Annotated in this window: 9 protein-coding genes and 1 pseudogene; 5 read left to right on the top strand and 5 right to left on the bottom strand. The window is 39.2% G+C overall.

Translation table 11 applies throughout. From position 1 onward, the window contains the following. Positions 1 to 127: 127 nt before the first annotated feature. On the bottom strand, positions 128 to 814 hold the full coding sequence (locus ACN222_RS05930; protein WP_010995367.1) for a response regulator transcription factor: 687 nt from the start codon (positions 812 to 814) through the stop codon (positions 128 to 130). A gap of 763 nt (positions 815 to 1,577) precedes the next feature. Between ACN222_RS05930 and ACN222_RS05925 the strand changes: the two genes are divergently transcribed. Continuing rightward, positions 1,578 to 2,081, top strand: coding sequence for a DUF2808 domain-containing protein (locus tag ACN222_RS05925; protein ID WP_010995366.1), 504 nt, complete (start codon positions 1,578 to 1,580; stop codon positions 2,079 to 2,081). A 299-nt stretch (positions 2,082 to 2,380) separates the two neighbouring features. On the opposite strand, the gene ACN222_RS05920 is transcribed toward ACN222_RS05925, so the two are convergent. Continuing rightward, positions 2,381 to 3,799 carry a sensor histidine kinase gene (locus ACN222_RS05920; RefSeq protein WP_010995365.1) on the bottom strand — a complete coding sequence of 473 codons (1,419 nt, stop codon included), beginning with the start codon at positions 3,797 to 3,799 and terminating at the stop codon, positions 2,381 to 2,383. A 956-nt stretch (positions 3,800 to 4,755) separates the two neighbouring features. Between ACN222_RS05920 and ACN222_RS05915 the strand changes: the two genes are divergently transcribed. Further along, on the top strand, positions 4,756 to 6,063 hold the full coding sequence (locus tag ACN222_RS05915; RefSeq protein WP_010995364.1) for a GAF domain-containing protein: 1,308 nt from the start codon (positions 4,756 to 4,758) through the stop codon (positions 6,061 to 6,063). 133 nt (positions 6,064 to 6,196) lie between these two features. Here the strand turns inward: ACN222_RS05915 and ACN222_RS05910 are convergent, their stop codons facing one another. After that, a complete protein-coding gene (locus ACN222_RS05910) occupies positions 6,197 to 6,556 on the bottom strand; it encodes a hypothetical protein (RefSeq protein WP_010995363.1) in 360 nt (119 codons plus the stop codon). A 258-nt stretch (positions 6,557 to 6,814) separates the two neighbouring features. Here ACN222_RS05910 and ACN222_RS05905 point away from each other — a divergent pair, with 258 nt between their 5' ends. From ACN222_RS05905 to ACN222_RS05895, 3 genes and pseudogenes are all read left to right on the top strand, one after another. Next, complete coding sequence (locus tag ACN222_RS05905; RefSeq protein WP_044522795.1) at positions 6,815 to 7,864, top strand: DMT family transporter; 1,050 nt, start codon at positions 6,815 to 6,817, stop codon at positions 7,862 to 7,864. A gap of 152 nt (positions 7,865 to 8,016) precedes the next feature. Beyond that, positions 8,017 to 9,024, top strand: a complete 1,008-nt coding sequence (locus ACN222_RS05900) for an NADP-dependent oxidoreductase (protein WP_044520844.1) — start codon at positions 8,017 to 8,019, stop codon at positions 9,022 to 9,024. Positions 9,025 to 9,262: 238 nt separating this feature from the next. Continuing rightward, positions 9,263 to 11,050: pseudogene (locus ACN222_RS05895) on the top strand (ShlB/FhaC/HecB family hemolysin secretion/activation protein). Between the two features lie 75 nt (positions 11,051 to 11,125). Here ACN222_RS05895 and ACN222_RS05890 read toward each other — a convergent pair. Together ACN222_RS05890 and ACN222_RS05885 are read right to left on the bottom strand one after the other, a co-directional pair. Next, positions 11,126 to 11,284 carry a hypothetical protein gene (locus ACN222_RS05890; RefSeq protein ID WP_010995358.1) on the bottom strand — a complete coding sequence of 53 codons (159 nt, stop codon included), beginning with the start codon at positions 11,282 to 11,284 and terminating at the stop codon, positions 11,126 to 11,128. Then, a complete protein-coding gene (locus ACN222_RS05885; protein ID WP_010995357.1) occupies positions 11,268 to 13,820 on the bottom strand; it encodes a filamentous hemagglutinin N-terminal domain-containing protein in 2,553 nt (850 codons plus the stop codon). Before ACN222_RS05885 ends, ACN222_RS05890 begins: the two co-directional genes overlap by 17 nt. Between the last annotated feature and the right edge of the window lie 190 nt (positions 13,821 to 14,010).

The following is a 14,010-nucleotide window of genomic DNA, read 5'->3' as shown; positions in this document are numbered from 1 at the left end:
GCTGAAATTATCAGGGAACACGGTAGCAACCCCTGCTAATGATTTTGTGTTCGTAGTCAATGGAAATCTGAGTGATTGGTCACTTTTTCACTATAAATTTTTAATTGGTAAGTTTTTCACTGGGGAATTATTTGTTGGGATACTCCCGTAGTGCATATCCTACGCCACGTACTGTATGAACCAGCCGCTTTTCGTTATTTTCTTCCAATTTAAGCCGCAAATAACGGATATAAACCTCGATGATGTTGGAATCTCCCATAAAATCATAACCCCAAACTTTTTCGAGAATTTGATCTCTGGTAAAAACCTGACGGGGATAGGAAAGAAGATACTCTAATAAATCAAACTCTTTTGCTGTTAATTCAACCGCTCGGTTACCTCGAAACACTTCACGAGTGCGGCGATTTAAACTTAGGTCTTCAAACTGCAACAAGTCTTCATCTGTTTCTTGAGTGCGGCGCAGATGGGCGCGAATTCTTGCTAATAATTCCTCAATACTGAAGGGTTTGACTACATAATCATCAGCTCCTGCATCTAATCCTGCCACGCGATCGCTCACTTCGTCTCTGGCAGTTAACAAAATTACAGGTATTGAATTACCCGTTGCTCGCAGACGGCGACAAATTTCTAAACCTGATAGTCCTGGTAACATCCAATCAAGAACCGCTAAATCGGGTGTTGACTCTCGCGCCAAGGTTAGTCCAGTAATTCCATCATGAGCGACACTAACTTTGTAACCTTCACTACTTAGTTCCAATTCGACAAATCGCGCTAATTTAACTTCATCTTCAACCAAAAGAATGTGTGTTGTCATATTTTTGTTCCTATCATTGGTAATTGTCTAAAAAAATGTGATCTTAAACTAACTCTGGGTTTATTAAGAAATAACTCGACACTTAAGTTTCTCGGTTATCAGTGCTATCTCTACAACCGAGTCATTCAATATTATTGATTCATATCCTAAAGGCATGAGATATTTTTTCCTAAGTCTCGTCTATAAAATTAATTTCCGCTTCTGAATCGGTCTTTCAAAACATCTATTAATACAATATTTCTCAACTCAGTGAAGTACAGTAATTATTCTTAACACTACCTCTAAATACCTGAAAACAGATAAGTAGAACGACTTGAAAAAACCAAGCGATGTCAAGTGATGTAAAAATACTAGGCTTCAGTTCGTAGTAAGGACTCTAGTCCTTGTTTGTTCGCGGAGCATCTCGCCCAGAGAACTAAAGTTCTCACTACAAACATTTAATTATTTACCTTATTCGACTTAGCTTTGCGCTTTATCCATATAGAAAATTCTGTATATAAATTTTGCTAAAAATTCTTGATTGATCAGGCTAACATAAACGGTCATGATAAAAGTGAGTTTTTCCTGAAGAAATTTTAAGTTTTTGCTGAGAAAATTTCCAACTTCTCAAAACCATGCTGATTTTTATAAGATTATTGATCATCAAATTTCATACTGCTTTAATTTATATATCAGCTTGAATTCATCTTCATGAAGCAATCTGTTAATTACACTGCTTGACTAACACCAAGCAAGTAATTCACCTAAAAATGAAAATTGCATCATGAAAATTCTAATTTGCGGTAGCTTATCTGCTCTTATATTTTCTACATCTGCTGTAGCTATAGCTATACCTGTAAAACATGAACAGCCTGATTCAAATATAAATAAATTATCTCAGGTGGCGCTAAATATTAACGTTCCCCATATTACGAACTCTGGTGTCCGCAATGGTAATCACTTCATTCGGCTGGAGGTAGTGGGTATGTCTTTGCAAGACCTCATGATCTCATTACCAAGTCAAATGGAACGTTTCAATGGAGTAAGAATTAGGGATCAGTCAGGTAAAGCAATTTCAGCTAAAACAGAGATTAGTAAAGATAATTTGTCAATCACTTTTGATGAACCTGTAACATCTGGCGCTTCCGTAGAAGTAGAACTAACAGGTGTACGAAGAAATGGCGTAGGTCAAGACGTACTACTTTACGGCGTAACTGCTAGAAGGGTTGGATTAACAGGACAGATTCCTGTTGGTACAGCCAGAATTGATATTTATGATAAGAATTAGTATATACGTAAGCAATTAAGAGTCAGGAATCAGAAATCAAATTTATCTGATATCTGACTCTTAAATTGAAAAAATGTAATTTATTAACTAATTAGTTAATAAATTCAATACTCAAATATAAAATATTATATATAAATTCTTTTTTAGAGAACAAGTTAGTTTTAAAAAATCACTCCTTATGGGTGGCTGTGGCTGTTTTGAATTTTGTTGGCGTTAGCCTCTGTCTACGACACGCTACCGCGAACGTAAGAGATGCCGTAGGCTATTTTAAATTTTGAATTGATTCATTCATACTTTGCCTATCTAGGTAAAATTATTGTAAATATACTTCCTTCTCCTAACTTTGATTGCACGCTGACACTACCTCCCATACCCTCTACCAGCGTTTTGACAATCGATAAACCCAAACCACAGCCGCCAGTGGCCTGGGAGCGAGATTCATCTATACGATAAAATCGCTCAAAAATCCGGGCTTGGTGTTGTAAGGGAATACCGTAACCTTGATCACAAACTTGAATAATTGCTGTGTCTTGAAGTTGATCTAAGTTAAAGATTATGGGTGTATCAGCTTCAGAATACTTAACAGCATTATCAATCAAATTCAGTAATACTTGTTTGAAGCGACTGTAATCTACTTTCACTTCAATAGGGAAAATTGTTGACTCGATAGTAATTAGGCGATCGCTATACTTTTCAGCCATCACTACAATTTCTGCAACTATGTCATTCAGTACATAAGTTTTCATCTGAAAGTATAAATAACCACTGTCGGCTCTTGCTAAATCCAGTAAATCTTGTAGCAGGCGGATAGTCCGTTCCGCTTCTGATGCAGCAATTTCTAAAGCTTCTTGTTGAATAGAGGTTAAATTATTTTGCCGCCGCAATACGCTCTGTAAATAACCATGTACAATCGTTAAGGGTGTACGTAATTCGTGAGAAACATTACTGACAAATTCCCGCTCCTGTTCCCAAGATTGGGAGAGACGGGATAAGAGCATAGTTAAAGTTTGTGCTAATTCTTTGACTTCGCTAGGAGCATTATCAAGATATAATTGGGCTTGTCCTAAATCTTCGGCGGAAATCACAGCAGTCATTTGACTGAGTTGGCGTAGAGGTTGCAAAGAGCGCTTGATATAAAATGCGATCGCTACAGTCAGAATAATAATTGCCAGAATACTAGTAATACATAAACTACGCACCATTACCACAAACATTGTTTGTTCGCGGGTAATATCCTTGACTACAAATAACTCACCCAACAACTTACCTTGGATTTTGATAGAAGTTCCACATAAAACAAAATAGTTTTGATTAACTTGATAAACCTGTGCTTTAATCGGCATCTGAGTCAAGTTCATTAACTTAGTTACCAAAAAGTCAGGTAATAAATCTAAATTATCAGTTTTTGATAATATTTTATTGTTAGAATTCTTAAACCATATTAACGTGTTAGTATTCGCAAAATTATTAATCGCCTTTTCTAAACTCGTGTCAGGTTGCATCATCTTGCTATAAATTTGCACGTCTTGTGGTAGTCGTTTGGCTATTTGTTCTACCTCATTTTTATGGCTATCAATTAAAATTTGCTGCATCTTCCAACTAGTCCAGGTAGCTAGGCTACCTAATACCAAAGCTGAAAAGGAAGCCATACCAACGGTTAGGCGTAACTGTAGTGAAAATGGGTCTATATTTAGCCAATTTTTTTTGATGTTATTCACTGTTTTTGAGTAGCAAAAAAGGCTTTAATAATAAAATCAAGCTGTTAAATGTAACTTGACTGTTAACCGCTACATCTTTAGTTATAGCCGATTTACAATTACCGCTCTTGCAGACCACAGTAAATAGGGTAGTTATTGCCAATAAAATACCAAATATTTTCTTTGCGCTGCCCGTGTCAGTTGTCACTTGCTAGTTGTTTTATATCTAGATGAATACCTTCCTTGTGGGCGGTGGTTAGTTGTTTTGCAACTGACTACTGACTGCTAACAAAAATTCTCAGCTATTCTGCTTTTAAGTGGCACAATCCATCGTGAGGGCTATGGACTGTTTACAGTCCTTATTAGTAGTTATGCAATTTAGGCGCGCATTAGCTTAGACTGATGTAATCTTTCTTATAGAGCGGTGAAAGACACAGGGGAGGAAAATTGACGTTTTGTTCCTAAATTAAAATATGCAGGTTAAGCGTCCGATATCTTATCTCTTTAATATTAATTAAAATATATTAGTTAGCAATTAAATTAATTTAAGCTGAGAATTTCCTAAGAATTACTCTGACGCTGAAAGTCTTTACAGCAATACTTGACTGCTACTACTGATGACCTTTACAAAAGATTAATAATTTATTTGGCTTTATTCTGCACATTAGAATAAAATCAACAATTCCTCATAATTCTGATTTATCTCAAAATATTTGCTTACCAAGGATAAGGATGTATGTATTTAAAACTTTACATTGTCATTAGGGTATTGTTAAAACCCAGCATTTAACAGTTTCAGTTTTAAGTTAATCTTGATACGGAAATTACTTGTAGCTTAATTAGTTAAAAAATTATAAATATCTCATGGTTTATATCTATAAAACTGATATCTTCTTGAGGAGATAATCAGAAGTTTGTCACCGCAAGTTAACATAAATATTTCAAAAATAATTTCCCTAAGTTTGTTATAGGTATTTATGGTTAAGGCCATTGATGATGGAATTTTATTGCAAAATCAAATGTGGCAACGTGAGCGTCTGGCGATCGCTCTTTTATCATCTTTAAACTATCGGACTGGAGAACTAAGCGGCTATCTGTTTAACATTGCCTGTGGAGTTAGTCAGTTACTAAATGTAGACTGGTCAGTAGTCACATTGTGTCAACAAGGATTTGAGAAAGTCCTAGCAAGTAGTATTAATATAGGTGTAGGTGAACACGTTTATTCATTACATGGTTCCCTAACTAACACTGTTATAGAAACTGGTAACTCCTTGGTAGTAGAAGATACTAGTAAGCACCCAGAGTATGGTCAGCCTCCAGAAGGTTATCGAGCTTATTTAGGGATACCGTTGCGGACTGCCGAAGGCGAAGTAATTGGCACTATTTGCTCATTTCATCACGAATCACGAGAGTTTAGTCCAGAAGAAATCCAGTTTACAGAACTATTGGCTGAACGTGCTGCTACAGCCATTGATAATTATCGTTTATACAAGCAGCAGTGCCAATTTAATCATATTCTGGAAGCGGAAGTAGAAAAACGTACGGCAGAATTAAAAGCGACACAAAGCAAGCTTCTAGAAAAGGAAAGACTGGCAGTTATGGGTGAATTTGCTGCCATGATTGTGCATGAAATCCGCAATCCCTTAACTACAATGATCATGGGATTGAAATATTCTCAAAAAACAATTTTGTCATCAGCTGCTCAAGAGCGATTATCCTTAGCAGTTAGTGAAGCCTACCGCCTAGACAATCTACTAAGTGAAATCTTGCTTTATGCAAAACCTCAAATTTTACAAATATGTGAATTAGAAGTCAACAAATTTATTAGTGAGTTACTTGTATTGGTATATGAAATGCCAGAAGCAATCTCACGTAAAATCGAATTTATTCCATCATCAAATCCGGTGAAAATCTTAGCAGATGAAAATAAGCTAAAACAAGTTTTTATTAATATTATCTGTAATGCCTGTGAGGTGATTGCAGACGGAGATATTGTTAAATGGGAAGTGGACGTTTCATTGCCAGATCAAGTATGTATAAATATCTGTAATGGCGGCGAACCAATTCCCCCAGAGATTTTATCAAAATTAACTCAGCCATTCTTTTCTACAAAACCTCATGGTACTGGTTTAGGACTTGCCATTGCCGAACGCATCATCCATGCTCATTATGGAAAACTATCTATTGAGTCTGATATAGCGAAAGGTACTATAGTAAGTGTACGATTGCCTATAGCTACTTTTAAGAGATTGGGACATTTTGAAGTCTGCAAAGATAATCTTTAAAAGATAATTTCATAAGAATTGAATAGAAAAAGATATGACAAAATAATTAAAGGGAAAAAGGATGATGCTTATTTCCATTTTTCCCTATTTTAGCAATAAGACTATTGATTATTTTTTCTATACAGTCCTATAACTACTTCACTTCATTAGGTTCAAATTTAGTGATCTTACCTTTTTTAACTGCAACAACTACATCATAAGTTGAACAATAAGAGAATGTCACATTGTTGGCTTTGTTATAAAGGTTAACCACATGACCTGCGCCGCCTGGTTGAATTCCAATTGGTTCCAAATCTCCAAAAAAGAAACGCCGTAACTGATCACCACCACCAATCTGACCCTTATTTTTAGTAACTAATGTTATTTTCTGACTGACTGATAATTCTTGAGCTGATGCTTGAACTAATGCAGGATTAATGACTTTTAATGGTGCATCCCAAAGCGTTAAAAAACCAGTCAAGGCAAAAGTTGTAATTAATGGCGCGATCTTCATTGCTGACTCCTGGATGTTTGACTTATCTCGAACATCCAAACTATCGCACTGAGGACTGAGAGATTATTGAAACCAATTCATGTTTTTCCTGAGTTTATCTATTAATTCGATTAAGTTAATTCTCAGCATTTTTTCAGAAAATCACATCATTTTCAAAATCACATCCTTATTTAAGGACACTCTCAGCAAAATCTCATTTTTAACTAGATTGAAGTAACTTAATATATCGAATGATGCTTTTATTGCTGTAATGTGATTGTGATTAAATTTAGAGGACGACATCGCCTAATCCGCAGAGTTTCTGGACAAGTATATCTTTGGCTAGCCATCTTCATTTTTGGTGCATCTAGTGCAGTTACCCGGAAACTCACAGAAATTGGCGCTCGTCACTTTATTGATGGACGCAATCCTATTTCTTTGTGTAATGTTTTGTTTGTGGGGAACTTATGCGCCTTGATGGTGATGCTCCTCATCTATAGCCGACAGTGGAACAAAGCTACTTTAACGCAACTGTCAAAGAAGGACTGGCTTGGTTTAACCGCAGTAGCCATCTTATCAGGAGCGCTAGCGCCTGGCTTAATTTTCCACGCATTGTCACTCACAGGGGTGAATAATGTGATTTTGGTGGGACGCTTAGAACCAACTCTGGCGTTGGCTTTATCAGTTTGGTTGTTAAAAGAGCAGATCAATTTTGGGGAATTTATCGGAGCGATCGCCGCATTTATTGGTGTTATCTTAACTATTATCCTCCAACCGCCAGTGTCAGACATGATGAATATGGGAGGTTGGCAATTGGGTTTAGGAGAATTTTTCGTAGCCGCAGGGTCTGTCGCTTTAGCTATTTCTACAATTATCGGTAAAAAATATTTAACTCATATCCCTTTAGGGATTTACAGCATCTTTCGGACTGCACTGGGAACCGTCATCTTTTTTTTCATTGCTTTAGTACTCTATGGTAGAGAGCATTTTGCTGATGTCTTCTCACCATTCTTGTGGCAATGGATGTTCCTTTATGGTGGTGTGATTGTGGTTGTAGGTCAGTCATTCTGGCTTATAGGGTTGAAAACTTCTACTGTCTCTACAGCATCCTTGGTTGCTTCATTTACCCCAATTGCAGGTATTGTGGCAGCTTATTTCATATTAAGTGAAGTCCCGACTGTAGCTCAATATCTTGGTGGTGGCTTGATTATGTTAGGCATCTTTCTCAGCCAAATTAGCAAAAGCCGTCAGACTTCTCATAAATCTCCAATTGCTTCAACTCCCGCAGAACAAAAGGTAGAAATGGATATGGGATTTAAGGGTATGTAATGCCTTGTCTGTAAGGTTTCTTCCGAATTTATCAAACTCCCGTTAATAGATATGACTGTGACCCAAGTCCAGGTATAGCTGATCGCCTGATGCAAAAATGGAAAACATCATGTACGTTGGTCATCAGTCTTATACTATGGAATAATTTTCCTATGGCTGATGCCGTAAATCAACAAATCGTACTCAAGAGTCGCCCTTTTGGTGAACCACAAGAGAGTGATTTTGCTTTAGTAGAGTCACCAATTCCCCAACCTGGGGAAGGCGAAGTTCTCAGCCGCACTATTTATTTATCCCTCGACCCATATATGCGTGGTCGCCTCAGCGCCAATGCTTCTTACGCAGCCTCAACGGAATTAAACTCAGTTATTGTTGGTGGAACAGTCAGTCAAGTTATTAAATCCCATCATCTGGAGTTTCAAGCAGGAGATTTTGTTCTCAGCAATCATGGTTGGCAAACTTACGCTGTTGCTAAAGGTGAGACTTTGCGTAAACTTGACCCCAATCAGGCTCCTCTATCCTACAATTTAGGCGTATTGGGTATGCCTGGTCTAACGGCTTACGCTGCTTTACTGGATATAGGTCAACCAAAAGCAGGTGAAACTGTAGTGATTTCCGCCGCTTCTGGTGCTGTCGGTGCGGTAGCAGGTCAAATTGCCAAAATTAAAGGCGCTAGAGTAGTAGGAATTGTTGGTAGTGACGAAAAGCGAGACTACATCGTCAATGAATTAGGCTTTGATGTGGGAATTAACCGCCGGACGCAAGAAGTATCATCAGCACTCAAAGAAGCTGCACCTGATGGTATTGATGTTTATTTTGACAATACCGCAGGTGAAATTTTAGAAGCAGTGTTACAGCAAATTAACTTGGGAGCCAGAATTCCTTTAGTAGGACTAATTTCTCAATATAATGCTTCATCACCACCGCCTGGCCCGAATCTGCTCCCTTTGCTCATTAAAAGAGCTTTAATTAAAGGTTTTTTGGTAAGTGATTATCAATACCGGTTTCCTGATTTTGTCCGTGATGTCGCTGGATGGTTGCAGTCAGGACAACTGAAATATAAAGAAGATGTAGTAGTTGGTTTGGAGAATGCTCCTCGTGCCTTCATTGGCTTGTTGCGAGGAGATAACTTTGGCAAATTAATTGTCAAGGTGAGTCAATAGTTAGTTGTCAGTTGTTAGTTGTCAGTTGTCAGTTGTTAGTTGTCAGTTGTCAGTTGTCATTGGTCAACAGTAATTCTTCTTTGCTCCCCCCTGCTCCCTGCTCCCCTGCTTTTTCACCGTCCCGTAGATGAAATTTTGATGGTTAGCGTGTACCTAGACCAGAAGATGAAGTAATATTCACATCTGAAGCCGTAGCCGTGCAAACCTCTTATTGTTGGCAAATAAACAACTTATTAGCATGATGTATAGCCACCCAAAGCTTGCAGTTTCTTGGTTGCCGTTGAGTATATTATTATCTCTCAACAGCATAGATTTTCTACCTGTGAACGCTCAAGCTGTTGATCGGACGCAACTACCAAATAGTAATTCGACACAAGCACTGCCTCAGCCTCAAGATATTCAACCACCTGCACCTGCTCCTTTACCTCCTCCCCAGTAGCCACAGCAATTACCGCCACCTGGAGAACTACTCCAACCGTCTTCTCCCGACATTAACCCACAGCAACAAGTACCGGAAAATGCGCCGCAAACTATCACAGTAGAAAGGTTTGAAGTTGTTGGCAGTACAGTGTTTAGTCAGGAAGAGTTAGCCAAGGTTACCACTGAGTTTACCAAAAGACCTATTACATTAGCAGAACTGTTTCAAGCTCGTTCTAAAATTACCGAATTATACGTCAATAAAGGTTACATTACTTCTGGTGCTTATATCCCACCGCAAACTATTAAATCTGGTGTCATTAAAATTCAGGTGGTGGAAGGTAGGTTAGAAGACATTCAAATTACTGGAAATCGGCGACTCAAACCTAATTATGTCCGCAGTCGGTTGGCGATCGCTACAAAACCCCCCCTCAACCGCGAGAGTTTACTAGAAGCGCTACAATTATTACAACTCAATCCGTTGATTCAAAATCTTTCTGCTGAACTTTCAGCAGGTTCTCGTCCAGGGACGAGTGTACTACAGGTACAAATCACAGAAGCAAAATCTTTTCATGCTCAGTTAGCTTTAGATAATGGGCGATCGCCTGGAGTCGGGAGTTTTCGCCGCCGAGTACAATTAAATGAAGCTAATTTGCTGGGGTTAGGTGACAACATCAGTTTAGCTTATAGTAATACTGATGGTAGTAACACCTTTGATACCAGTTACACCTTGCCATTAAATCCCCGCAACGGCACAATCAGCTTTAATTTTGGTACTGCATCCAGCAATGTGATTGAAGAACCTTTTAATACTCTCGATATCCAGTCTTCCTCTCGCTACTACGAAATCACCTATCGTCAACCATTAGCTCAATCTCCTAGCCAAGAATTCGCCATTGGTTTGACAGCCTCACGGAGAGAAAGTGAAATATATTCCTCACTGTTCAACGAAGAACCTCGTTTACCGCCTAGTGTGCTTTCCCCTGGTGCTGATGATCAGGGACGCACCAGGATATCTGCGTTGCGTTTCTTTCAGGAATGGACTACTCGTAACAGTCGGCAAGTTTTTGCAGTGCGATCGCAATTTAATTTGGGTATAGGTGCATTAAACGCCACAGTTAATGCCGAGCCTCCCGATAGTCGCTTTTTTTCTTGGCAGGGACAAGCTCAATGGGCGCGTCTTCTGGCTCCAGAAACCTTATTAATTGTCAAAGCTAATACACAGATAGCATCCAAAGGGCTATTATCTTTGGAACAATTTGGTTTGGGTGGTTTAGATAGTGTCCGGGGTTATCGGCAAGATTTTCTACTAACCGATAATGGCGCTTTTGCTTCAGCTGAGGTGCAAATACCGATTCTGCGATTATCCCAGTCCGATGGTCTGTTACAAGTCACCCCTTTTGTAGATTTTGGTGTTGCCTGGAATAACTATCGGGAGACTCCAGACCCTAATACCCTAGCGTCGATTGGTCTGGGTTTGCGCTGGTCACAAGGCGATCGCTTTAGCGCCCGTCTTGATTGGGGTATTCCTTTAGTATCCGTTGATTCACAAGCCAGAACCTGGCAAGAGAATGGATTATATTTTTCGCTGGTTTATAATCCTTTTTAAAATTTTCCAGAGGGGGGGTAGTACTCAAGATGTAATGATGGAAAAGTAGAGTTTATTGCTGGTCTCGTCTCATACCTACCTGCCCCATTTGTGCATCTTCCCAAAAGGCCAATGAGAAATACGCCAAGGTGTCTCTGTAGCACTACCAATTCTGTTGTAGCCCACATTCCGCAGGTTAGTTAAGAGAGAAAGTAATTTAGTTGCAGCAATTTCACCATTAAGATGGTTTAACATTACATGAAGGTGATACTTGCCACGGAGTAAGAGGCGTTACCGTGGGGATGGATGCTAGTAGCCGTATTGTACCATCTGCACTAACAATTAGTCCTTGAGCCTCAACAATTGGTTGTTGATTACTAGCAGTTTGATAGTTACTGCTTGCTGTTGAGTTAGCTACTTCATTTGATAAATCACGGACATCATACCAAACTATCTCACCTCTGACGGTATCAGTAGGATTGGCAGGTAATCCGCCACGATTGCTAACAACAAAACGATTCTGTTGCGTTGTACTACAACCACTGGCTATCTGCTGTGAGCGATCGCTAAAATTAGTTGGTAGCTTCACTAATCCGCTAGTAGGATCAACATCTAGCGTATTCGATTCTACGGTACCATGAAACTCCGCACCCAAATCAGAAGAAGCCGTCAGATCACTGTATGGAGTCGGTTGGGGACGAAATTGAATCCCAAAAATTCCTTTGGCATTGACAACCACCCTACCCCCAAAACCTTGTTGAGCATTAGCGGTAATATCACTATTCTCGTAAGCCACTAAAGTATTCGTAGTGATGTTAATATTTCCCCCAACTGCACTATTGCGGGCATTGGTGCTAATTTGACTACCGCGCAGCATTTGCAAAGTATCCGATTGAATCGTAATATTGCCTTTATCTCCGGCATTAGTATCAGCAGTAATTATCCCTTGATTTGCTAGTAAAATATCAGCAGAATCAAGTGTGATATCTCCAGCCGCCCCTTGACCAGCTAAACCCAGCAGATTTTGTGGGTCTCGACTGAGTAAATTACTGACATTGATAGTTGCACCATCACGAACCACTAAGCGATTAGCACTCACATTGACATCGCCACCTTGACCAGTACCAACAATAGCGTTAGCGAATAACCCACTACGACCAAGTTGATTAGTACCTGTCAATTCTACCGAGTTAGCAGTAATCGTCATGTTACCAGCCGAGCCATTCCCAGATGTACTAACAGCAATCTGACCCCCATCAGCAACTCGTAAGTTATTGGTTTCAATCATTAAATTACCGCCTGTACCAAAACCAGCACCTAAAAAAGTGGCTATTGGCTCTGGAATTGCTGATAGTTTTATGGTTGTAGCGGCAATAATACTAGGGCCAAATTGTGTCCCACCAATAACTTCCACATCTTCAGCAAGGATTTTCAAATCACCAGCTTGGCCAAACCCATAGGTAGTGGTGAATATCTGTCCGCCATCAGTAACTTGTAATTTCTTAGTTTCAACTCCTAAGCTACCCCCGTTTCCTCTTGCACCAGGAGCAACAGGAGCAAATAAACCACTCGGACCGAAGGGAGAAATACCACTTACCTGCACATCCTGAGCTGTAACATTCAATTCTCCAGCGTTTCCAGTCCCAAAAGTACCGCTCGAAATTTGACCCCCATTGCTCACTTGTAAGGTTTTCGTGCTAATGCTGATTTTACCTCCCTCTCCACTTGCACCTGAGCCAACATCAGCTAGTATGCTGCTAGATACCTGGTTATTAGGATTTAGGACAAAGCCTTTAATAGTCAACGCCTCAGATGCAGAGATATTCAATATTCCTCCAGAACCATTACCGATGGTATCTGTAACTATCACTGAGCCGTTTTCGAGAGTCACATTTTGCCCTCGTGCCTGGATAATACCGCCACTATTCCCACTAGTATCTACAGAGGCAGCATTCAGAAGGTTAACATTACCATAACTAATTCCTGGTGTGGGTTGTAGTTGTAGCTGTCCACTAGGATTGGTAATTGTAACTTCACCTTGATTCACAGACCATAATTCAACTCTTCCCTGGGGTACAGTAATATTTCCTCCATCTAGTTCTACCTTGCCTGCAATTAGTGCTAAAGTCTGACCATTTGGGGTTTTATAGCTCAATCCTGGTGGACGGTTCCTGCTATCAATAGAAAAATCGGGGTTGAGCCTTAAATTGTTGCCTGAACCTTGTACTTGAATGGTGCTGGTGGGATGAGAACCAAATTGCAAGCCGAGAGGTACACTAACAGTAAGAATTGGGTTAACGGTGGGGTTAGTAGCACTAAATTCTGTCCCATCAGTGAATTTGATGCTATCTGCTGTAGTACCAATAAATGAGCCACCTATATCTAATTTGGCATTAGCACCAAAGATGATTCCATAAGGATTGATCAGAAATAAATTGGCATTGCCTATATTGTTAGTGCCATTGAGAAGTGTTTGAATAGTTCCGTTAATTTGGGAAGGCGACCCTCCCGTAACCCGTGTGATGATATTGTTAATCCCTGTATCATAAATAAACCTGGCAGTATCACCTGATCGAATCGCAAAATCTTGGAAACTGTGGAAAAGATTAGCACCATTATTTGGTCTAGCACCGCCAGTAATATCGTACACACCACCACCAATATTATTCACATTAGTGGGCAATGTGTTATCAGGATTAAGTTGAGTCTGTGCTAATGCCTTTAAAGGTGTTTCTAGAAATAGACAAAAGGTAAAAAAAAATAATATTTTTGTTTGTTGTAAAATCACCATTATATTTTTATATAAATTTTGCCAGCTTGTCTAATGCAAAATCCCCTTGCAAACATAACTTGAACTGTAAGCAAGTGGGACAAATTAGATTGATTCACATCAACACAGATTATGTCTGTGGATGGGATACTCTCTTCTCTTGCTAACTAAAGTATATTTCCCCAAAAACTAACTAAACTAACAATAGAAC

The sequence above is a fragment of the Anabaena sp. FACHB-595 genome, assembly GCF_048568275.1.
Taxonomy (GTDB): Bacteria; Cyanobacteriota; Cyanobacteriia; order Cyanobacteriales; family Nostocaceae; genus Trichormus.
Note: the sequence above shows the minus strand (reverse complement) of the source record. Positions and strands in the feature narration are given on the sequence as shown.